Origin of the sequence: Microbacterium sp. STF-2 (assembly GCF_034650155.1) — a bacterium.
GTDB lineage: Bacteria > Actinomycetota > Actinomycetes > Actinomycetales > Microbacteriaceae > Microbacterium > Microbacterium maritypicum_A.
Genome location: NZ_JARKMW010000001.1, coordinates 2,580,593 through 2,601,447, shown reverse-complemented (window position 1 = coordinate 2,601,447; position 20,855 = coordinate 2,580,593). Strand labels below are relative to the sequence as shown.

At 68.3% G+C, this 20,855-nt stretch carries 25 protein-coding genes; 16 read left to right on the top strand and 9 right to left on the bottom strand.

All coding sequences use genetic code 11. The features are described from left to right. Window positions 1-4: 4 nt before the first annotated feature. The gene (locus tag MicroSTF_RS12630; RefSeq protein ID WP_029260815.1) at window positions 5-1,243 is read left to right on the top strand and encodes an MFS transporter; all 1,239 of its coding nucleotides are present in this window, start codon (window positions 5-7) and stop codon (window positions 1,241-1,243) included. Window positions 1,244-1,297: 54 nt separating this feature from the next. Here MicroSTF_RS12630 and MicroSTF_RS12625 read toward each other — a convergent pair whose 3' ends face one another. Further along, window positions 1,298-1,945, bottom strand: coding sequence for a response regulator (locus MicroSTF_RS12625; RefSeq protein WP_029260814.1), 648 nt, complete (start codon window positions 1,943-1,945; stop codon window positions 1,298-1,300). Next, window positions 1,942-3,138 (bottom strand): sensor histidine kinase, encoded by a 1,197-nt coding sequence (locus MicroSTF_RS12620; RefSeq protein WP_029260813.1) that lies wholly within the window; start codon window positions 3,136-3,138, stop codon window positions 1,942-1,944. Before MicroSTF_RS12620 ends, MicroSTF_RS12625 begins: the two co-directional genes overlap by 4 nt. 116 nt (window positions 3,139-3,254) lie before the next feature. On the opposite strand from MicroSTF_RS12620, the gene MicroSTF_RS12615 reads away from it, so the two are divergent. Further along, window positions 3,255-4,136, top strand: coding sequence for a GAP family protein (locus MicroSTF_RS12615; RefSeq protein ID WP_322956040.1), 882 nt, complete (start codon window positions 3,255-3,257; stop codon window positions 4,134-4,136). 56 nt (window positions 4,137-4,192) lie between these two features. Beyond that, a complete protein-coding gene (gene nucS / locus MicroSTF_RS12610) occupies window positions 4,193-4,888 on the top strand; it encodes an endonuclease NucS (RefSeq protein ID WP_021200066.1) in 696 nt (231 codons plus the stop codon). Window positions 4,889-4,899: 11 nt separating this feature from the next. Here nucS and MicroSTF_RS12605 read toward each other — a convergent pair whose 3' ends face one another. Beyond that, window positions 4,900-5,358 carry a response regulator gene (locus MicroSTF_RS12605; protein WP_322956038.1) on the bottom strand — a complete coding sequence of 153 codons (459 nt, stop codon included), beginning with the start codon at window positions 5,356-5,358 and terminating at the stop codon, window positions 4,900-4,902. Between the two features lie 144 nt (window positions 5,359-5,502). On the opposite strand from MicroSTF_RS12605, the gene MicroSTF_RS12600 reads away from it, so the two are divergent. Continuing rightward, complete coding sequence (locus tag MicroSTF_RS12600; protein ID WP_322956036.1) at window positions 5,503-6,168, top strand: HAD hydrolase-like protein; 666 nt, start codon at window positions 5,503-5,505, stop codon at window positions 6,166-6,168. 100 nt (window positions 6,169-6,268) lie between these two features. Here the strand turns inward: MicroSTF_RS12600 and MicroSTF_RS12595 are convergent, their stop codons facing one another. Next, window positions 6,269-6,475, bottom strand: coding sequence for a cold-shock protein (locus MicroSTF_RS12595; protein WP_017203899.1), 207 nt, complete (start codon window positions 6,473-6,475; stop codon window positions 6,269-6,271). A gap of 521 nt (window positions 6,476-6,996) precedes the next feature. Here MicroSTF_RS12595 and MicroSTF_RS12590 point away from each other — a divergent pair. Then, on the top strand, window positions 6,997-7,821 hold the full coding sequence (locus MicroSTF_RS12590; protein ID WP_322956024.1) for a shikimate 5-dehydrogenase: 825 nt from the start codon (window positions 6,997-6,999) through the stop codon (window positions 7,819-7,821). A gap of 234 nt (window positions 7,822-8,055) precedes the next feature. On the opposite strand, the gene MicroSTF_RS12585 is transcribed toward MicroSTF_RS12590, so the two are convergent. Next, window positions 8,056-8,190: a hypothetical protein gene (locus MicroSTF_RS12585; protein ID WP_017829963.1), complete on the bottom strand. Its 135-nt coding sequence runs from the start codon at window positions 8,188-8,190 to the stop codon at window positions 8,056-8,058. A gap of 317 nt (window positions 8,191-8,507) precedes the next feature. Between MicroSTF_RS12585 and MicroSTF_RS12580 the strand changes: the two genes are divergently transcribed. The 5 genes from MicroSTF_RS12580 to MicroSTF_RS12560 all read left to right on the top strand — a co-directional run bounded on the left by MicroSTF_RS12580 (window position 8,508) and on the right by MicroSTF_RS12560 (window position 13,381). Further along, window positions 8,508-8,792: a hypothetical protein gene (locus tag MicroSTF_RS12580; RefSeq protein ID WP_029259499.1), complete on the top strand. Its 285-nt coding sequence runs from the start codon at window positions 8,508-8,510 to the stop codon at window positions 8,790-8,792. A gap of 139 nt (window positions 8,793-8,931) precedes the next feature. Beyond that, window positions 8,932-10,083, top strand: a complete 1,152-nt coding sequence (locus MicroSTF_RS12575) for a calcium:proton antiporter (protein WP_322956021.1) — start codon at window positions 8,932-8,934, stop codon at window positions 10,081-10,083. 114 nt (window positions 10,084-10,197) lie between these two features. Next, window positions 10,198-11,229 (top strand): type I glyceraldehyde-3-phosphate dehydrogenase, encoded by a 1,032-nt coding sequence (gene gap, locus MicroSTF_RS12570; RefSeq protein WP_021201330.1) that lies wholly within the window; start codon window positions 10,198-10,200, stop codon window positions 11,227-11,229. Next, window positions 11,222-11,776, top strand: a complete 555-nt coding sequence (locus tag MicroSTF_RS12565) for a peroxiredoxin family protein (protein WP_197020549.1) — start codon at window positions 11,222-11,224, stop codon at window positions 11,774-11,776. The genes gap and MicroSTF_RS12565 overlap by 8 nt, the downstream gene beginning before the upstream one ends. A 177-nt stretch (window positions 11,777-11,953) precedes the next feature. Further along, window positions 11,954-13,381 carry an MFS transporter gene (locus MicroSTF_RS12560; RefSeq protein ID WP_322956018.1) on the top strand — a complete coding sequence of 476 codons (1,428 nt, stop codon included), beginning with the start codon at window positions 11,954-11,956 and terminating at the stop codon, window positions 13,379-13,381. Between the two features lie 84 nt (window positions 13,382-13,465). Here MicroSTF_RS12560 and MicroSTF_RS12555 read toward each other — a convergent pair whose 3' ends face one another. Then, window positions 13,466-14,419 (bottom strand): GlxA family transcriptional regulator, encoded by a 954-nt coding sequence (locus MicroSTF_RS12555; RefSeq protein ID WP_322956016.1) that lies wholly within the window; start codon window positions 14,417-14,419, stop codon window positions 13,466-13,468. A gap of 114 nt (window positions 14,420-14,533) precedes the next feature. Here MicroSTF_RS12555 and MicroSTF_RS12550 point away from each other — a divergent pair, with 114 nt between their 5' ends. The 5 genes from MicroSTF_RS12550 (at window position 14,534) to MicroSTF_RS12530 (ending at window position 17,351) form a co-directional block, all read left to right on the top strand. Beyond that, window positions 14,534-15,127, top strand: coding sequence for an isochorismatase family protein (locus tag MicroSTF_RS12550; protein ID WP_322956014.1), 594 nt, complete (start codon window positions 14,534-14,536; stop codon window positions 15,125-15,127). A gap of 55 nt (window positions 15,128-15,182) precedes the next feature. Continuing rightward, window positions 15,183-15,683 (top strand): MarR family winged helix-turn-helix transcriptional regulator, encoded by a 501-nt coding sequence (locus MicroSTF_RS12545; protein WP_322956012.1) that lies wholly within the window; start codon window positions 15,183-15,185, stop codon window positions 15,681-15,683. Further along, a complete protein-coding gene (locus MicroSTF_RS12540) occupies window positions 15,680-16,483 on the top strand; it encodes an SDR family oxidoreductase (RefSeq protein ID WP_292762531.1) in 804 nt (267 codons plus the stop codon). Before MicroSTF_RS12545 ends, MicroSTF_RS12540 begins: the two co-directional genes overlap by 4 nt. A gap of 302 nt (window positions 16,484-16,785) precedes the next feature. Beyond that, a complete protein-coding gene (locus MicroSTF_RS12535; RefSeq protein WP_021201337.1) occupies window positions 16,786-17,052 on the top strand; it encodes a hypothetical protein in 267 nt (88 codons plus the stop codon). Further along, window positions 17,049-17,351 carry a hypothetical protein gene (locus MicroSTF_RS12530; RefSeq protein ID WP_021201338.1) on the top strand — a complete coding sequence of 101 codons (303 nt, stop codon included), beginning with the start codon at window positions 17,049-17,051 and terminating at the stop codon, window positions 17,349-17,351. Before MicroSTF_RS12535 ends, MicroSTF_RS12530 begins: the two co-directional genes overlap by 4 nt. Window positions 17,352-17,406: 55 nt before the next feature. Here the strand turns inward: MicroSTF_RS12530 and MicroSTF_RS12525 are convergent, their stop codons facing one another. After that, on the bottom strand, window positions 17,407-18,045 hold the full coding sequence (locus tag MicroSTF_RS12525; RefSeq protein WP_322956007.1) for a hypothetical protein: 639 nt from the start codon (window positions 18,043-18,045) through the stop codon (window positions 17,407-17,409). 150 nt (window positions 18,046-18,195) lie between these two features. Between MicroSTF_RS12525 and MicroSTF_RS12520 the strand changes: the two genes are divergently transcribed. After that, window positions 18,196-19,164, top strand: coding sequence for a GNAT family N-acetyltransferase (locus tag MicroSTF_RS12520; protein WP_322956005.1), 969 nt, complete (start codon window positions 18,196-18,198; stop codon window positions 19,162-19,164). A gap of 257 nt (window positions 19,165-19,421) precedes the next feature. On the opposite strand, the gene MicroSTF_RS12515 is transcribed toward MicroSTF_RS12520, so the two are convergent. Then, entirely contained in the window at window positions 19,422-20,153 is a 732-nt protein-coding gene (locus MicroSTF_RS12515; RefSeq protein ID WP_322956003.1) for a GntR family transcriptional regulator, read from the bottom strand. Further along, window positions 20,146-20,850 (bottom strand): GntR family transcriptional regulator, encoded by a 705-nt coding sequence (locus MicroSTF_RS12510; protein WP_021201342.1) that lies wholly within the window; start codon window positions 20,848-20,850, stop codon window positions 20,146-20,148. Before MicroSTF_RS12510 ends, MicroSTF_RS12515 begins: the two co-directional genes overlap by 8 nt. Window positions 20,851-20,855 lie beyond the last annotated feature (5 nt).

Here is a 20,855-nt window from a genome sequence, read left to right as displayed (position 1 = left end):
CGGCATGGAAACAGCCCTCTCCCGTTCGCAGTTCGTGCGCTGGCGCGCGGCGATCTTCGCCATCTTCCTCGCGAGCGGGCTGTCGATCGCCACCTGGGCGTCGCGCGTGCCCGGTATCAAGGAGGCGCTGGGGCTCGACAACGCGCAGGTCGGCCTCATCCTGCTCGGCATGGGCGTGTCATCGATCATCGGCATCTCGACAGGTCCCGCCGTGATGGCGCGCCTCGGTGCCCGGCGGGGCATGCTCCTGACGATGCTGATGTTCGCATCCGGGATCGTCCTCGTGGGCCTCGGGGCCAATGTGTTCGGCTCCGTTCCCGTCGTCATCATCGGCATGGTGCTGTTCGGCTTCGGCAACGGATCGGTCGACGTGATGATGAACGTCGAGGCCACGGCGATCGAGCAGCAGATGGGCCGCACGATCCTGCCGGTCTTCCACGCATTCTTCAGCTTCGGCACGGTCATCGGCGCGGGAATCGGCGCCCTCGCGGCGCAGCTCTCCATCAACGTCGCCGCCCACGCCGCGGTCATGGGTGCACTGATCGCCGTGATCGCGATCGTCTGCTTCTTCCAGGTGCCGGTGCGCGAGGCCGCCCTCGATCCCGCGGCGCACGAGAAGCCGGCCTTCCGTGCACGCATGCACACCGCGCTCGAGGCATGGCGCGAACCGCGCACCTATCTGATCGGCGTGGTCATGCTCGGCATGTCGTTCGCCGAGGGCGGCGCCAACGACTGGATCGCCCTGGGCACCGAGCAGGGGCACGGCTTCGCCGAGGGTACCGGCGCCGTGTCGCTCGCCGTGTTCTCGGTGGGCATGACCGTCGTGCGTCTGTTCGGAGGTCCGCTCGTCGACCGCTTCGGCCGCGTGCTGGTGCTGCGCATCCTCGCGGTCGCGGCGGCATCGGGCATCCTGCTGTTCATCCTCGCGCCCACCTTCCCGCTCGTGCTCGTCGGGGCGGCGCTCTGGGGCGTCGGCGCCTCCCTCGGCTTCCCGCTCGGCATGTCGGCGGCGGCCGACGATCCGGCAAAGGCAGCGGCCCGGGTGAGCGCTGCGGCCACGATCGGCTACATCGCGTTCCTGGGTGGACCTCCCGTGCTCGGCGTCATCAGCGAGCACATCGGTCTGCTCAACACGCTGTTCATCCTGGTCGCACTGGTCGTGATGTCCGGGCTGTTCTCCGGCGCCGCGCGCCCGCTCCGCGACGACGAGAAGACGCCGGCCGCGACGACTCCACAGGGCTGACCACGGCGACGGGGTGATCACGGCGGCGGAGTGATCACGGCGTCGGAGGGAGGTTCAGTCCTCGCCACCGCGGACGAGCGCTGCCGCGTGTGAACGGCTGCGCGCGCCGAGCTTCGTGAGCACATTCGAGACATGAGTCTTGACCGTCGGCACCGAGATGCACAGCCGTGCGGCGAGTTGAGCGTTCGACCACCCCTGCAGGATCCCCTCGAGCACTTCCTGCTCCCGGCCGGTCAGATTCGCGAGCCTCCCCGCATCCGGCACCGGCACGGGAAGCGCGGCGTTCTCGGCGACGGCGGCGAGCGCACGTCTCGTCACCCGCGGATCCAGAGCGCCGTCGCCCGCGGCGACCGCGCGGACAGCCTGCCCGAGGGTAGGGGCGTCGACCGTCTTGAGCAGGAATCCGACGGCCCCGGCGCGGATGGCCCCGAACACGAGGTCGTCTTCGTCGAAGCTCGTCAGGACCAGGACGTCGCCGAGACCGCGCTCGACGATCTCTCTGGTGGCCGAGATCCCGTCGCGCCCCGGCATCCGCACATCCATGAGCACGACGTCGGGGCGCAGTGCCGCGGCGTTGCGGACAGCGACCTCACCATCCGCGGCCTCTCCGACCACCGAGATGCCCTGTGTCTCGAGCATGATGCGCAGGCCCGCCCTGATCGCGCTGTGATCATCGGCCAGCAGCACGGTCGGCGCCGTCATGCCCGCACCTCCATCGGGATGCGCCCCTCGACCGCCCATCCACCCGGGGTCGGCCCCGCGGAGAAGACGCCGTCCAACGCGCCGACGCGTTCCCGGAGCATCTGCAGCCCCCAGCCTTCGTCGCCGTGTGCAGCCGCGCGGCTGGGCGCACCGCCACGCGAGCGCACCTCGACCCGCACCTCGGAGTCCTGCTCCTGAACCGTGATGTCGACGACGGCGCCGCTCGCATGGCGGATGCAGTTGTTCAGCGCCTCACGCACGATGCGGATGACGGCCTGCTCGCGTGCCGCACCGATGTCCTCGATGTCATCGACGACGAGATGCACGACGAGCCCTGCCCGCTCCGCCTCCTGCACGATTCCGCCGAGATCCGCCCAGCGCGGTGCGGGCGCCAGAGTCCCGTCGCCGCGACGGAGCACCGAGATCATGGATCGCAGCGCACCATGAGCATCGAGTCCCGCGTCGCGCACAGCCTGCAGGGCTTCTCGATCCCTGGCACGGTCGGGTGCGGACGACAAAGCCGCTTCGGCACGGATCGCCATCGCCATCACGTGACCGGCGACGACATCGTGCAGCTCTCTCGCCATCGTCTCGCGCTCACGCTGCACCGCTTCGACGCGGTCCCGCTCGGCGGCGGCGGCGGCCTCTTCCGCTCGCTGACGATGCAGCTCGGCGAGTTCGTGGGCCTGGGAGACCGCCACCGCCCACCAGTAGTCGGTGCCGAAGATCGCGCCGAACTGCACGCCGATGAGGAAGGCCACGGCGAACGGCACGTCGGTGAAGAACCAGGCGGCGAGGAAGAAGATGATCGTCGAAGCGCCCAGCAGGAGGAGCAGCACCCGCCTCCCCTGCGGCCCCGCCAGGAACGCCGCCGTCCACAACACGTCCAGCAGCACCACGAGCGTGCCGATGCCGCCGACGGTGAGCAGATCGACCACGAAGAGGAGCGTGACCAGCGCGAGGACCGTCACGGGCATACGCCGCTTGACGAGGGCGAGCGCGCAAGCTGGAAGCGCGAGGGCCAGTGCCCACCACGGCGAGACGGAGGTCTCGAGGATCGAGAACGGACCCCAGATGCCGCGGAACCCGAAGCCCGCCATGACGACCGCCAGGATCGCCATCCCGAGCGGATCCGCCCACCAGCGGTGCCGGCGGTACCAGGCTCCGAACCCGCCTTCGACCTGCTCGTGCATGCCCTCATGCAACCACGGCGCGCGCACTCGCGCATCCGACGAAGGGATGAGGGAGCCGAAGGAGACGATACTTTCGCCCGATCCGCAGCCGTCCCCCGTTCCGTGAACGTGGAGACATGGAACTCTTCGGCGGAATGCCGCTTCCCCTCTCCCTCGCCCTCCTGGCGCTGATAGATGGGCTGAGCGTCGGCACTCTCCTCATCCCCGTCTTCCTGCTCCTGCATCCGGGGCGGGTGCGCGCCGGACGCATCCTGCTGTATCTGGTGACGATCGCCGCGTTCTACCTGCTCGTCGGGCTCCTCTTCCTCTGGGGGCTGGTGAATCTCGTCGACGTGGCGTCCGACTTCCTGGCCTCGCCCGCCGGCCTGGTCATCCGCCTGCTCGTCGGAGGAGCGCTCCTCATCACGGCCTTCGTGATGCCAACCGGTGACAAGCGCGCCAAGCCCACGTCGACGACCCCCACGTCGGGACCCACGACCCCGCAGGTCTCGGCGTGGACGGGGATGCCGACGAGGTCGGCTGCGCACAGCTCGTCGATGACGACGCCACCCCCTCCGGCTCGCGCGATGACGACGGACGCCGCGCCGCGCCCCGGTCGCATCACCCGGTGGCGCGAGCGACTGCTCGACCCGCGCACTCGCGGAACCGCCGTGATGGCCGTCGCGATCGCCGCCGGGCTTGTCGAGATCGCCACCATGCTCCCGTACATCGTCGCGATGACGATGCTGGCGGATGCGGGGATCGACACTCCGCTGCGTGTGCTGTCGCTCGTCGGGTACTGCGCGCTGATGATCCTGCCCGCTGTCGTGCTGCTCGTCCTGCGCCTGGTCGCCGCCCCCCTGGTGCGGCGGCCGCTCGAACGCTTCGCGGCCTGGATGGAGCGCACCGGCGCGGAGAACACCGCCTGGATCATCGGCATCATCGGATTCCTCATCGCCCGCTCCGCCGCCACCGAGCTCGGTCTCTTTCAGGCGATCGGGTCGTTCCTCGACCGATGACCGCCGCGCCCACCGCCTGCGACCGCTCAGCACCTCCGACGAAGTAGGCTCGACGGGTGCGTCTCGTCATCGCCCGCTGCTCGGTCGACTACACCGGTCGGCTCAACGCCCATCTCCCGCTTGCCACGCGTCTGCTCGTGCACAAGGGAGACGGGAGTCTGCTCGTGCACTCCGACGGCGGCAGCTACAAGCCGCTGAACTGGATGAGCCCGCCGTGCTCGCTCTCGAGCGAGACCCCCGGCGAGGAAGAAGCCAGCGCCGGCGTCGTCGAGGTCTGGCGCGTCACCCACAAGAAGACCGGCGATGCGCTGCGCGTGCAGATCTACGAGATCATCCACGACACCTCCCACGAGCTGGGCATCGACCCCGGGCTGCAGAAGGACGGCGTCGAGGCCGACCTGCAACGGCTGCTCGCCGAACAGGTGGACCGCATCTCCGAGGGCGCGACGCTCGTACGCCGCGAGTACCCGACGGCCATCGGGCCCGTCGACCTGCTGGTGCGCGATGCCGACGGCGCCGCGATCGCGGTCGAGATCAAACGCCGCGGCGACATCGACGGCGTGGAGCAGCTGACCCGCTATCTCGAACTGCTGGGCCGCGACCCGCACCTCTCCCCCGTGCAGGGCGTCTTCGCCGCGCAGGAGATCAAGCCTCAGGCACGCGTGCTCGCCGAGGATCGCGGTATCCGCTGCCTGGTGCTCGACTACGACGACATGAAGGGCATCGAGTCGGGCATCCCCCGACTGTTCTGAGGCGTCACCTCTCAGCGCGCGGCGATGAGCCGGGGTGCCGGCCCCTCCAGGCGCGCGATCGCGATCTTCACCTCGAAGATCTGCTGCTCGACGCGATCGAAACGCGCATCGGACTTCGTCTCCATCGTGTCGAACCGGGTATCGAACCTCGCATCCTGGGCATCGCACCGGACATCGATTTTCGCGTCCAGGGCATCGCACCGGACATCCATTTTCGCGTCCAGGGCATCGCACCGGGCATCGAACTTCGTCTCCATCGCATCGCACCGGGCATCGAACTTCGTCTCCATCGCATCGCACCGCGCATCGAACTTCGTCTCCATCGCATCGCACCGCGCATCGAACCTTGCATCCTGCGCCGCGAATCGCGCGTCCATCCGGTTGATCATCCAGCCGAAACCGCTGATGATCGCCACCAGGAGCGTCACTGCTGTCGCCAGCATCGTGATGACTTCCACCGACACGTACATGCCCCCATTCTCGCCCGCGTATCCGCCGATGTCACGACCTTATATGGGGACAGACGGTGCCCACATGAGGTGTGCACAAGCTTTTGCGTTGCACACCTGTGCAGGAAGAGCGGACCCCCTCCGTTCGGCCCATAGGCTGGAGAGATGCCTCACTCCCCCTACTCCTGCGTGCTGTGGGACGTCGACGGCACTATCGTCGACGCGTCCGTCGGCATCCTCCGCCGGCTCAATGTCGCGCTGACCCACTTCGGCCGACCGGCGCCGACTCGCGAAGAGCTGGTGCACTGGATCGGTCCCCCCATGTTCCAGTCCTTCCAGGATCAGGCCGGCATGACGCCGGAGCAGTCCGCCGAGGCGGTCGCCTTCTACCGCACCCTCGGCAAGGCCGACGGCTACACCACAGACGTCGCGACCTACCCGGGAGTGGTCGACCTCATCCACGAGCTGCACGCCGCCGGAGTGCCCCAGGCGACGGCCAGCTCGAAGCCCGAGAACCAGGTCGACGCACTGGTCGACCACTTCGGTCTGCGCCCTGCATTCCTGACGACCGTCGGGGCGACCCCGGACGAGTCGACCCTCGCCTCGAAGACCGACATCGTGGCAGAGGCTCTTCGTCGGCTGCGCGAGCTCGGCGCCGACACCTCGCGTCCCGTCCTGGTCGGAGACCGGCACCACGACGTCGAGGGTGGCAACGCCAACGGCGTTCCCGTGATCTTCGTCGAGTGGGGGTTCAGTGATTCGCACGAGGGCGACGAGGCCGCGTTCCGCGTGTCCTCGGTCGAAGAGCTGCGTGCGCTGCTGATCGCCTGAACGCCTGAACGCCCTCATCATCGCTCAGAAAGCACAGAACTCCCCTCCGGATGACGCATCGGGGACGCGATCCGGTGGGGAGTTCGGTGTCTCGCCCGTCTCAGACGGGGCGAATGTTCTCTGCCTGCAGGCCCTTCGGGCCCTGCGCCACATCGAACTCGACTCGCTGGTTCTCTTCGAGAGACCGGTAGCCGGATGACTGGATGGCGGAGTAGTGCGCGAAGACGTCAGCGCCTCCGTCGTCGGGGGAGATGAAGCCGAAGCCCTTCTCCGAGTTGAACCACTTGACCGTGCCCTGGGTGCTCATGTACTGCCTGTTCTGCTGGTGAAGAAGCCGACGCAGGGATGCCCCGACATCGCTAACGCTAGTGGAGGAGGCCCTGAGCGGAATAGCCGCCGCAAGAAGGTAATCCAAATGTTGCACGAGCGGCATCCGGCCGTCATCCGCGCGAGCGCGGGAGCGGGGCGCACGAGAACGCCCAGAAAATGGTGTGGCCCTCACCGCGGGGGGAGCGATGAGGGCCGAAGACGACCGGAGGGTGCGTCAGAGACAGCTTAGCCCCTTTTCGATGCTCTTGTCCCCCTTTTGGGGGACAAATCTGAACTTCTCTGCGAGACGAACGACAGCGGCCCCCTCGAGTAGCCCATTGGGGACTGAACTACTCGAGAGGGCCCAATCGCATGCACGGATCGTCTGCCCCTGGGGTGGGCCACCGTCTCCTGGGGAGAGACGTAGACGATCGATCCCCATGTGCACGCACCTTCACCATAGGGGAGGATCCACGTTCTCGCCACGGACCTTCATCGGCGCGCGAGTAGCCTGATCCGGTGACTCTGCTCAACAAAGACATGACGCTCTGCATCTCGCTGTCCGCGCGCCCGAGCAACAACGGAACACGCTTCCACAATCATCTCTACGAGGCGCTCGGCCTGAACTGGATCTACAAGGCGTTCGCGCCGACCGACCTCGCGCAGGCCATCGCAGGTGTCCGGGGTCTCGGCATCCGTGGGTGCGCGATCTCCATGCCGTACAAGGAAGAGGTCATCGCGCTCGTCGACCGGATGGATCCCTCGGCGAGCGCCATCGACTCCGTCAACACGATCGTCAACGACGACGGCGTGCTCACGGCCTACAACACCGACTACTCCGCGATCGCGCAGCTCATCGAACGCGGAGGTCTCGATCGCACGGCCTCGGTGCTGCTGCGCGGATCGGGAGGCATGGCGAAGGCCACGGCCGCCGCGTTCCGCGACGCCGGCTTCACGCGGGTGACGATCATCGCCAGGAATGAGGCGAACGGGCGCCCCCTTGCCGACTTGTACGACTTCGCCTGGACCGCTGGGCTCGACGATGCCAGGGCGGACATCCTGGTCAATGTCACGCCGATCGGCATGGCCGGGGGCGCGGAAGAGCACACGCTGTCGTTTTCGGAAGAGGCGATCGGGGCGGCATCCGTCGTCTTCGACGTGGTGGCCCTCCCCGCGGAGACACCTCTCATCGATGCGGCGCGCAGGGCTGGCAAGACGGTGATCACGGGGGCGGAGGTCGCGACCCTGCAGGCACTGGAGCAGTTCGTGCTCTACACGGGCATCCGTCCGTCGGCGGAGCAGGTGCGCGCGGCGGAGGAGTTCATGCGAGCCGGAAACGCCTGACGACTCCCTCACGCACGCAGCCGGAGCGACGAGCTGTCGGGCACACGCTCCATCTTCGTTCCGGCGCCGATCAGCGATGTGTGGGAGCTTGTCACATCGGCAGGCCGCATTCCCGAGTGGGGGCCGAGCCGTGGGCACGATCGATGCCACGCTCGAACGCTCGGCAGATCGCGTTCGGCCGGTGGGCGGGCATCTCGCGCAGCGCGGATGTGCCCGCCCATGGGTCGAACCGGCTCAGCCCTTCGCGCCCTTGCGGGGCTTGATGAACTCGGCCGGTGCGTTCTTCTCCCGCTTGGCAGCTCGCTTCTCCTTGAGCGAGAGCTGCGGCGCCTTCTTGCTGTCGCGACCCTGGATGGACTTTCCGGACATGGTTACTCGCTTCCCCTTCGGTGGCTGGCGTAACCTCCGACCATAGCCCGGAACCAGGGGAAGTCAAATTTCCCGCTGAACGGGAAAAATCTTCGTCGCCAGGCTCATGCCGTTTTCGGAATATTCAGTGAAACATCTCATGCGCGACACATTGCGACGGTGCCCGCGACAAGCCCTGGCGACCCCCGGGAATCCGCCGAGGAGGAACCCGAGCAGGCGGCGAGGCGAACGGGTTTGCTACTCTGGGAGCGGAACAACGACGGAGGACGACCTCCGACGGAGAGACAGACCGGGGACGACCCCGACAGGAGTCTCCCGTGAATCACTCGTCCACCTGGCCCCTCTGGGTCGTATCCCGCGAACCTCGGGCCGCACGCGCCACGCTCGTGCTGTGCTTCGTCTCGTTCTCCATGGTCAGCGCGGCAGCACTGTCCGTCGGCGTGCGCGGGATCTGGCTGGAACTCCTCCTCTCGGCGGGATTCCTCGTCTGGGCCACTGCGCAGTGGGTCTGCGTCGAGCGTCGTCGACATCGAGAATCGGCGTTCCGCCGCGACGTCGAGCGGTACATCCACGCGCTCTCCCGCTCCTCCGCTCCGGAGTGACGCCACCGCCGTCGATCGCCGGCCATCCGCCGCGAACGCCGCGTACCATCAGATGCAGTGCGCTGAGACAGCGCTGCGACCGGGACGACCCGGTCGTGGTCACCACTCGGGGACGGCCCCAGCTCGAAGGAGTCCGGCGATGTCACGCACGGAACGTAAGCAGTTGATCAGCGTCACGGACATCGTCCGCGTCATCCTGGGATGGGGGGCCTTCGCAGCTCTCCTCCTCCTCCACCCGGTGCTGGAACCCCCCGTGCCCACCCCGGTACTCATCATCGCGCTCGGGGCGATCATCGCAGTGATCCTCGTCTGCGCGTTCGGTGTCGTGAAGCAGGCCGAGGCCCTCGCGCACCGGCTCGGCGATCCCTACGGCTCGCTCGTCCTGACCCTGTCGATCGTGCTGATCGAGGTCATCCTGATCTCCGCGGTCATGCTCGGTCCGGGAGAGCACGCGACCATCGCCCGCGACTCGGTCATGGCCGTCTCGATGATCATCCTCAACCTCGTCATCGGCCTCGCTCTCCTCCTCGGCGGCCTCCGCCATCGCGGCATGGCCCACAACCGCACCGGCACCTCGGCGTACCTGTCGATGCTGGTCGTGCTCGTCGCACTCGCATTCGGCCTCCCCGCCCTCATCGGCACGGACGGCTCGTACACGACGGCGCAGGAGATCCCGATCATCGTGCTCACCCTCGTGCTCTACGCCTTCTTCCTCTACCGGCAGATGGGTGCGCAGGCGAGCGACTTCACCGAGGTCGACCCGCGCCTGCTCCAGACCGCGCAGCATCAGGAAAAGACGGAAGCCACAGGGGGGATCCGCCAGGTGCTGGCCGAGCACCGCACCGAGATCCTCGTCCGCCTCGCGCTGCTCGTGATCACCGTCATCCCCATCGTTCTCCTGTCGCACGACATGGCTGCGCTGCTCGACGACGGGTTGGGCCGCCTCGGAGCGCCGATCGCCCTCGCCGGCGTGCTCATCGCGGGGATCGTGTTCCTGCCGGAGTCGATCACCGCAGTGCGTGCTGCTCTCGGCGGCGAGGCCCAGCGCGTGAACAACCTCGGCCTCGGCGCGCTGGTGTCCACCGTCGGTCTGACCATTCCTGCGGTGCTGATCATCGGCATGTTCACCGGTCAGACCATCGTTCTGGCGGAGTCGCCGGCGAACCTGCTGATGCTGGGCGTGACACTGCTGCTGTCGGTGACGACGTTCGCCGCGAAGCGCGTGACCGCCATGCACGGCGCCGCGCACCTGGTGACGTTCGCGGTCTACCTGGTGGTGCTCTTCAGCTGATCCTGGGCCGGCGGGGCGATGAACCTCCACTGACCCCACCCCTCTTCTCGCGTGATATTTTTGGCATAGGCCAAAAGTCAATCACCGCCGGAATCCGGCACAGGAGGGAGCATCATGTCCACGAAGATCGCCATCAACGGCTTCGGGCGCATCGGGCGCAACTACTTCCGAGCCCTGCTCGCGAAGCACTCGGATCTCGAGGTGGTCGCGGTCAACGACCTCACCGACACGCGCACGCTCGCCCATCTGCTCAAGTACGACGCGGCGAACGGCACCCTGCCGGGGCCCGTGAAGCACGACGACGCGCACCTGTTCGTCAACGGTCAGGCGATCCGCGTGTTCTCCGAGCGCGATCCACTCCGCCTTCCCTGGACAGACCTCGGCGTCGACATCGTGATCGAGTCGACCGGGCTGTTCACCAAGGCGGAGCTCGCCGCGAAGCACGTCGAGGCCGGGGCGCGGAAGGTGATCATCTCGGCGCCCGCGACCGGAGACGACGGAACGTTCGTGCTCGGCGTGAACGAGCACACCTACGACCCCGAGCGGCACCACATCATCTCGAACGCCTCCTGCACGACGAACTGCCTCGCCCCGGTGGCCAAGGTGTTCCACGAAGCCTTCGGTATCGAGGCCGGCCTGATGACCACCGTGCACGCGTACACGGCCGACCAGAACCTGCAGGATGGCCCGCATTCGGACCTCCGGCGCGCTCGGGCGGCGGGGGTCAACATCGTCCCGACCAGCACGGGCGCGGCGAAGGCGATCGGGCGCGTCATCCCCGAACTCGACGGGAAGCTCGACGGGTTCGCGCTGCGCGTGCCGGTGCTCACCGGATCCATCACCGACCTCACCGTCACCGCATCGCGCCCCGTGACCGTGGAAGAGGTGAAGGCCGCCTACCGTGCCGCGGCGGAAGGGCCGCTCAAGGGGATCCTCCGCTACACCGAGGACGAGATCGTCTCCGCCGACATCGTCGCCGATCCGCACTCCTCGATCCTCGACGCGGGATTGATCCGTGTGATCGGCGACCAGGTGAAGGTCTCGGCCTGGTACGACAACGAGTGGGGCTACTCGAACCGCCTGGCAGACCTCACCGAGTACGTCGCCGCGCGGCTGCCCGAGCGTGAGGAGGAAGCCCGTGCCTGAGCCGCTGCTCGGGGCCGACGCCTTCGCGCTCGACGTCTCGGAGTGGGTGAACAGTGCCCCGATCAGCCCGGAATCGCTCCGCGGACGCGTCGTGGTCGTCGAAGCGTTCCAGATGCTGTGCCCCGGATGCGTGAGCCACGGCCTCCCGCTTGCCCAGCGTCTCCACGGCATGTTCGATTCCCGCGAGCTCGTCGTGCTCGGGTTGCACACGGTGTTCGAGCATCACGCCGTGATGGGCCGCGAGGCGCTCGAGGCCTTCCTGTCGGAATACCGGATCGAGTTCCCGGTGGCGATCGATCGGCCGCTCGACGGTCAGGCGATTCCGGCGACCATGCACAGATACGGACTCCGGGGAACGCCGTCGACGATCATCGTCGACCGGGAGGGGCGCGTACGTCAGATCGCATTCGGCGCAGTCGATGAACTGGCCCTCGGCACCTACCTCGGGCGTCTTCTCGCCGAACCGACCACACCATCGATGACGTCGGTCTCCGCCTCGATGTCGGAGGCCGGCGAGGCGTGCAGCATCGACGGCGTGTGCACCTGAGTCTCGACGGACGACCGGCACGCAAGACTCTGTGAAGGCCCGGCCCCTGGAAGCCGGGCCTTTCGTCAGGTCTCGACGCGAACGGACCTCTTTTCGACATTTTGAATACCCCTACCCCCTATAGGTATATGGTGATCTTTGACCGGACCCACCGGCACGCACCCTCAGGAGGAACCCATGTCCCGCCCGCCCATCTCCCGAGCCCAGCGCTGGCTCGGGCTCGTCCTCATCGCCACGGCGCAGTTCGTCGTCATCATGGACACCTCGATCATCGGAGTGGCTCTGCCCGATATCCAGCGCGACCTGGGCTTCACTCCGGAATCACTGTCGTGGGTGTTCAACGCCTACGTCGTGGCGTTCGGCGGTCTGCTGCTGCTCGGCGGACGCCTGGCCGACGCGTTCGGCGCGAGGAAGATCTTCGTGAGCGGGTGGATCGTCCTCATCATCGGCTCGCTCCTCGCCGGCGCCGCCACCGACGTCGGGCTTGAGATCGCCGGTCGTGCCATTCAGGGTGCCGGGTCCGCTCTGATCGCTCCCGCCGCGCTCACCCTGCTCATGATGCTGTTCGGCGGCACCTCCGACCTTCCCAAGGCGTTCGCGGTGTACGGCGCCGCCGCCCCCATCGGCGGCACGGCTGGTGTCTTCCTCGGCGGAGTGCTGACCGAGTATGCGAGCTGGCCGTGGGTGTTCTACGTGACGGTGCCGATCGCGCTGTTCGTGCTCGCCTTCACGGCATCCACCCTCCCTCGCACCGTCCGCACGGCCGCCGGATCGATCGACGTGGCCGGTGCTCTCACCGTCACGCTCGGTCTCGCTGCCGTCGTCTACGGCGTCGTCAATGCCCCCGAGGTCGGATGGCTCACCTGGTCGACCCTGACCTTCGTGGGCGCCGGAATCGTCCTGCTCGCGATCTTCTTCGTGATCCAAGCACGCAGCCGGAACCCCCTGCTGCGCCTCGGGCTGCTGCGTGCACCGCTGTTGGCCGCGGCCAACAGCGCCCAGCTGCTCCTCGGAGCGGCTTGGGTGTCGATGTGGTTCTTCCTGAACCTCTACCTGCAGCAGGTCCTCGGGGCGAGCGCATTCGCCGCGGGTGCCGCACTGCTGCCGATGACGGGCCTGGTCGTCCTGGTGATGGTCGCCCTCGCCCCTCGCCTCCTTGCGCGGTTCGGAGCCAGGTCGATGATCGTCAGCGGCCTGCTGATCCTCGCCGGCGGCCTGCTCTGGCTGTCGTTCGTCCGCCCTGACGGCGACTACGCCGCGGACGTGCTGCCGGCGTCGCTCCTCGCCGCGCTCGGGATGTCGCTCGCCTTCGTCCCGTCGCTGGGCACCGCGATCAACGCCGCACCTCCGATGGAGACGGGCGTCGCCTCCGGACTCGTGAGCACGAGCTACCAGATCGGATCGGCCCTCGGGCTCGCCGTCCTCACCGCGATCGTCTACGGCATCTCGGGCACCGCTCCGACGGCGGCCGACCTGACGCGCGGGTACTCCGCCGCCTTCCTGGGCGCGGCGATCCTCGCCCTTGTCGGCGCGATCGTCACCGCGATCTGGATGACGAAGCCGCGGGCACGGAGCGAGGCGTCCGAGGAGTCCGTCTCCGTGTGAGATCGGCCCCGACACCGACAGCGCCCCGCGGGCGCAGGGGGAGGATGATCCGCCCCCTGCCTCCGCGGGGCGGCGTGCATCCACTCAGGTGGTTCGGAACGCCGACCGATACTGGCTCGGAGTCGCACCGAATGCACGACCGAAGTGCTGGCGGAAGAGCGCCGCCCCGCCGAACCCGGTCGTCGATGCGACCGTGTCGACCGGGAGCGACGTGGCCTCGAGCAGCTCCCGAGCCGCCGCCAGCCGCTGCGCGAGCACCCACTTCGCCACCGTCGACCCCGTCTGCGCCCGAAATGCCCGGGTGAACGAACTCCGGCTGAGATGGGCTCGAGCGGCGAGGACGTCGATGGACAGATCGGCATCGAGGTTCGCGGCACTCCATCGCATCACCTCGGCGATCGGGTCTCCTCCCGCGTCCGGAACCGGCCGCTCGATGAACTGCGCCTGTCCACCGGAGCGATGGGGCGGTGCGACGATCCTCCGGGCGACCCGGTTCGCGACGAGCTGGCCCTCTCGGCGGGCGAGGAGGTGCAAGCAGGCGTCGATCCCGGCCGTGGCGCCTGCTCCCGTGACGATCTGCCCCTCGTCGATGTACAGCTCGTCCGGTTCGAGCGCGACGCGGGGGAACCTGTGCCGGAACACGTCGGCCCACTTCCAGTGCGTGGTCGCGGTGCGACCCTCCAACACGCCGCTGTCGGCGAGGGGAAAAGCGCCGAGGCAGAGTCCGACCAGTTCGGCTCCCTCGTCGTGCGCGTCCCGCAGCGCGTTCGACAGCTCATCCGGCGCCGCCCGGTCGGGCTCGCCCCACCACGGCACCACGACGACGTCGGCACCGCGAACCGCTTCGAGCCCGTGTCGCACGTCGATGTCGAAGTCGGCGGAGGTGCGTAGCGTGCCCGCGCGCAGCGCCGCGACGCGGATGGGCCATGGATCGATCTCGCCGACGGGCGTCTCGCCTCCCCACACGAGTGACGGGACGGACAGGTGGAAGGGGCTGATGCCGTCCATGGCGATCACGGTCACACGCGGTGCGCTCATTGCGCGTCCCTCCATCCCTGGGGCGAGCCGATCACGGCGACGGCTGACCCGAATCCGGCTGTTCAGAGTCGTTCGGGTCAACAAGACTACAGACGACCCGAGAGAGGACACCTCATGACCACGTCATCCACACTCCGCGCCCTGAGCGGCATCGTCGACGCCCCTGCCGCCCTCGCGGCCTCGACCGTCATCCTCGTCGACTTCCAGAACACCTACACCCGCGGAGAGATGGAGCTCGACGGGTGGGACGCCGCCCTCGACGCCGCGGCCGACCTCCTCATGCGGGCCCGCAGCGCCGGTGCGACGGTGATCCACGTGCAGCACGACGGCGGGGTCGGCTCGGCATACGACATCCGCGAGGACATCGGCGCGATCCACGAACGTGTCGCCCCGGCCGACGGGGAGGCGGTCGTCGTGAAGACCGCTCCGAACTCCTTCGTCGGCACCGAGCTCGGAGACCTCATCGACGCCGCAGGCCACGACGATGTCGTGATCGCCGGGTTCATGACGCACATGTGCGTCACCTACACGACCGAGGGCGCCTTCCTCCGCGGAAACCGTCCGACGGTGGTCGCTGCCGCCACCGCGACGCGAAGCCTCCCCTCGGTCGTCGGCGACGTGTCGGCCGCGCAGCTGCACCGCGCAGCCCTCGCCGGCATCGCCGATCTGTACGCCGCGGTCGTCGCGACGGCGGCCGACCTCTCTTGACGGATAGCCCTGCTCCAACAGTTGCCTCACGCAACTGAGCTGATATGATGAACCTGTGGCGATCGAAGGCAAGATCGAAGACATCCGTGAGGCGCTGGTCGGCGTCGTCGCTGAGTGGACGCAGAGCGAGCTGCAGCTAGAGGTCGCCGAGAGCGTCGACAGATCCCTCGATGCCGCAGAGGTGCGCAGCCTGTACCTGGTCGGCATGAGCGGCGGCTCCCTGGGGTTCAGTCAGTTGGCCGATCGAGCCGCGTTGTCGCGCCCGACGACGTCGAAGCTGGTCTCGCGAATGTCGGCGCGGGGCTTCTTCGACCGGGTCCGCTCCGGCCGCACGGTCGATGTGCGCCTGACGGACGCGGGCGGCGAAGCCTACGGACGACTCGTCGCCGCCGGGCAGCAGATGGTCGGCGGCGCCCTCGCCGGCTGGTCGACACAGGAGATCGCCCAGTTCCAGGCTCACCTCAGCCGTTTCGTCGCCGCCCTGCCAGGGGCGACGCAGGCGACCGTATCGCGGTCGCCGTCCGATGCCGTCTCATCACCCCAGGAGGAATCATGACCCGCACCTATGTCGTCACCGGCGCCGCATCCGGCATCGGCGCCGCGACCGCCGAGCTGCTTCGCACACACGGACACACCGTGATCGGTGTCGACCTCGCCGGCGTGGAGGTCACAGGCGACCTCTCGACTCCCGAAGGCCGCGCTGCCGCCGCGGACGCCGTGCTCGCCACCGCCGACGGAGGCATCGACGCGATCATCGCGTGCGCGGGGATCGCGGCGCCGATCGCCAAGACCATGGCGATCAACTACTTCGGTGTGACCGAGTTCCTCACCGCGCTGCTGCCGAACCTGAGCCTGGCGGACCAGCCGCGCGCCGCCGTGGTGTCGTCGATGGCATCGCTGCAGCCCGTCTCGGCCGAGCTCGTCGACGCGGCACTGAGCGGCGACGAGCCCCTCGCCCTCGAGATCGGCGACCAGCTCGCCGCCACGGCTGAGGGAGGGTTCCTCAACTACTCCTCGAGCAAGCGCGCCCTCTCGCGCTGGGTGCGACGCGCGTCGGTCTCCGACGCCTGGGCCGGAGCGGGGATCCCCCTCAACGCCGTCGCGCCCGGCACGGTCACCACGGCCATGACCGCCGGATTGCTGTCGAGCCCTGAGGGCCTGGCGCAGGTCGACGCCGCCGTGCCGATGCCCCTCAACTACCACCAGCCCGCATCGTCGATCGCCGAGCTGCTGGTGTGGCTGACCAGCCCGGCCAACACCCATATGGCAGGTCAGACCATCTACTGCGACGGCGGCGCCGACGCCGTGCTGCGCGGCGACGACATCTGGTCCTGGAACGACGCTCCGCGCGCCTGACACCCACCCCGCGAGAAGGTCCGGTCCCCCGTGGATCGGGCCTTCTCGGCGCTTCCGCCCCATTCGGACCACTTCCTTATTTTGAATGACTAAAAATAAGTGTTACTGTCGTAGGGAACCAGACGGCCAGACCGTCCTTCCCTCCGTCGGCATCCGACAGCTCTGCGGGAAGGCTCCTGGCCGCAGGACAGCGCGCCGTCCGTCGGGGGTCTCTGGCCCCAGGGGGTGTTCGGCGCGCCCACGCGCAAGAACGGATGCACCCGCGTTCGACGGCGCCAGGAGACACAGGAGAGGAATCACTGATGGAGGAGAACCGAACCGGTTGGAAACCGAACCCGGTGTTCAGTTCGATGCCGCATTCGATGGGCCGCGGCTCCCGCGAGGACATCGTCTGGGAGGCGCTCGACCGCGTGAACGGCAAGCCGGCACCCACGATGGGGACGATGCAGGCCGCCATGGGCAACGAGGCGCAGATCCGCATCGTCCACGACACCATCCGCGCCTACCTCGACGCGCACGGTCTCCGCGACACCAGCGAGCTGGGCGTCCGAGCCGGTGACCTCGCATGAGACGGCGAGCCGCGCAGGCCGCGCAGACCATGCACATCCGCTCGACCGAGCTCTGCCGTACACCGCCCGCCTCCCTCGACGACGATCAGTTCGTCGCCCAGCTCGGATCCGTCGGCCTCGGTAGCACGTCATACGTGGTCGGACGGCGCGATCCGCACGCTCCCGAATGGATCGTGCTCGACTACGCCACCGGTGGACACGAGCGAGTGTGGCGGCGGACACGACCGCAGACGGACGGCCTGCTCGCGTACGTCCTCGTCGAGGACGACTCCTCGAACGGATACGTGTCGGCCGCCTGACGGGAGCGTCGGTCGCCCGGCGGGAGCGGGGCGACCGACATGCGCAGAACGAGGGTCAATCCCCGAACACGACCACCGATCGCGTCCGCGAGCGCGCGGCCTGGATGGCCACGGCTCCCATCGCTCCGGTGGCGAGGATTCGTGTCAGCGTCAGCACGTGGGAGACGAGGATCATCGCATTCTGATCGGTCACGCTGCCGGACATCACGGCGACCTCGATCAACGACCCCAGGATCACCGTGGCGAGCGCGCCCGCGGGGACCACGTTCCAGGGCTTCGCGAGTGGACTGCGGAGGACACCTGCCACGATCGTTCCGCTGAGCCCCAACTCCACGAGGGCGTTCACGTAGATCGGTGCAGCCGACGTGATGTCGAACGACGCCGCCAGCGACGGGGGACCGACCGGCAGCCAGACCGCCAGGAGAAAGAGGGAGATGACCGCGGACCTCGGCAGCCGCAGGGTGCCGTCACGACGTGCAGCTCCGACCCCGGCCGCGGCGAGCGCGAGGCTGAAGGCCACGGTCGCCGCCGTCGAGATGCCGACGAGAGCATTCCCCACGAGCGACCCGGGGAGACTGCGGAACGCGGCCAGCAGCGCCGAGACGATGAAGAGCACTCCGGAGGCCAGCCACCATGGCGACCACCGCGTCGATGCGCCCTCGACCGCGACCATCGGGGATTCAGGTCCACTCATCGCTCACCGCTCGTCATCGTTCAGGGCAGGTCCTGCCTCCACCCTCTCAGAGGCTCCGCGACAGCGCGAAAAGGGATGAACGCCTCCCTGGCATGGCACCCTGGTCATGCACCCGCCCGTCGTCGAACCCCCGAAAGCGTCGTGACCGCGATGAGCATCCGCGTCGAACCCGTCGATCCGCAGAACGTCACCCTCTTGCTGCGGTGGAACGGCATCCTCCGCGACGGGTGCGCCTTCGGCCGTCAGAAGGCGTGGTCCCGCAGCGACGAGGCCACGCGCCTGCAGTTCCAGAACCCCCATCCCACCCGCAGCTCGGTGCTGCTGCTCGCGGAGATCGACGGAGTGCCGGTCGGCGCGGCCGAGGCGCACGTGCACCCTGGCGAACCGGCAGACGTCGAGATCGCCGTTCTCGATGCGTTCCGTCGACGCGGAGTCGCCCGTGCGCTGCTCCACGCCGTGCGGAACACCCTGCGCGGCACCGCCACGGTGATGCGCACCGAGACGTACTCCGATGCCGGCGTCTCGTTCGCACGTTCCGAGGGCATGCGGATCGGCGTCCGCGAGAGCCGGCAGGTGGTCGATCTCCCGCTGCCGCAGGGCATCCTCGACAGCTTCCCCGGCCCGCCGTCGAACGTCGAGGTCATCTCGTGGGTGGACGCCTGTCCGGAGGAGCTTCTCGACGACTGGGCTCGGCTGCGCGCGCACATGTCGGACGACGTACCGATGGGCGACCTGACACGCACTGCCGCGCCCGTCGATGTCGCGGCCGTCCGCCGGAACGAGGAGCGCATGTCCGAACAGGGGTATGCCCTGGTGCGGAGCGTCGCTCGCATCGACGGGCACTCCGTCGGCTACACCGAGATCCTGCTCTCTCGGCCCGATCCGACGATCGCCCTTCAGGACGACACCTTCGTCGAGGAGCGGGTTCGAGCTCGCGGCATCGGGCGTGCGCTGAAGGTCGCCAACCTCCGCCGACTCCTGAGCGTTCCGGAGAGTGCCGGCTCGCGTTTCCTGCAGACGTACACGGCGCTGACGAACGAGCCGATGCTCGCCCTCAACAGGTCGGTCGGGTTCGAGGAGGTGGACGTGCTCACCGTTCTCGAGGGGCCGCTGGGCTGACGGCCGTCCCGATCGCCGGCCGCGCTCTCCTCACGATCCGGCAGCGGTCGGCTCACACTCTTCATCACCGGATGGACGTCCGCCGGCCGCCGTGGGGAACGGCGGCCAACGAACGAGGCGCAGCACCCCTCGATGGTGATCTTGGGGACGATCACCGTGACGGCGGGGAAGCCAGGGATGCTGGGCGGTCGCCATCAGAAGGCGACTACTGAACGGTATCCACTCTCCGACCGGCCCAGTGAAATATCGGTGCGCGGTCAGTTCAGGATGAGGTCATCGAGCACGTAGACGTAGAGGTCGCCGACGATCTCCGCCCCTTCGTGCGCGGCCCCGTCGTCGACCGCTTCGAGAAGATCCGCGACCGCGCCCGTCACCATCGCGGCGTTGCGCTCGCGCCCGAGGTGCGTGAACCCGAGCACGAGGGCGGGACGCTTGGCGGCGTGCATCGCTTCGAGGTACTGATTTCGCGAGTAGGACGCCAGCATCTGGAAGAGGTTCCAGGTCAAGCCGGACGCGACCCGGTGATCGACGGATTGCGCCCGCCATGCCGTGATCGCCTGCTCGGCGGCCACCCGGAACGCCCGGCGCTCGCTCGGGGTCGCGCGCGCGATGCCCAGAGTCGCGGCCAGAGTCGACAGCCCGGAGCATTCCGTGACGACGGCCGCGAGCCACGCGCGTGTGGGGGTCGCCACCACCGACGACTTGTGCGCACGAGCCTCGACCAGATGCTGCACCGTCAGGATCGATATCGCCTCGCGCACGGTGTTCGTGGCGACGTCGAGCTCCTTCGCGAGCGTCGAGACCGTCAACGCGGCTCCCGGGGGCAGCTCGCCGGTCTCCATCTTGCGGGTCAGTGCCTCGACGACCGACTCCAGCCGTGTGGCCACAGGTCTCGGCGCGTCCAGATCCTTCCGATCGACGAGGTCGAGGATCTCGACCGACAGGAACGAGGGAGCACCCGCGCGCCTTTCCGACTCCGGGCTACTCACCGGGATGCCGCCATTCGCCGGTCAGCGCCGCCCGCAGTGGCTCGACCGTGGTGACGCGGAAGAGCTCGAAGACGGCATCCCGTGCGGCCGCGCCGTCTCGCGCTCGAAACGCCACCCGCAGCGGCTCCACGAGTACGCGCTGCTGCTGTCCGAGCCATTCGGGGAGAGGGCGATCCTGTACCGAGCGGCTCAGGTGCAGCACGAGGTTGCGATCGAGGATCTCGGTCACGATCGCGTTGTCGGCGAGTTCGATCACCTCGACCCACAGGGCGAACCAGAGCCGCAGCCCGTCCGGCATCCCTCCGCGAGTGAGGTCGGAGTCCAGGATCGCCTGCACGCGGGCATCGAGGGAGTCGAGCTGGGCGTCGGTGAGGGCGGGCACCACCTTCGCGGCTGCGTAGGCGATCAGCGCGCCAGCGGCCTCGGCGCGATCCGCCTGTGCCCGCAGATCGATGGGGGCCACCCGCGTGAAGCGGTTCGAGCTCATCTCGACCAGGCCCACGTCGGCGAGCCGGATGAGGGCCTCCCTGATCGGTGTGCGGGAGACGCCGTATTCGGCCTGCAGGTCCTGATCGCGGATCTCCTCGAGCGGAGCCAGGCGTCCGGTCACGATCTCCTGAGCCAACCGCGCGTACACCTGATCGCGGATCAGAGTACGAGGACGGGCCTTCGTCGAGGGCTTCGGCTCGTCCGTCATACCGG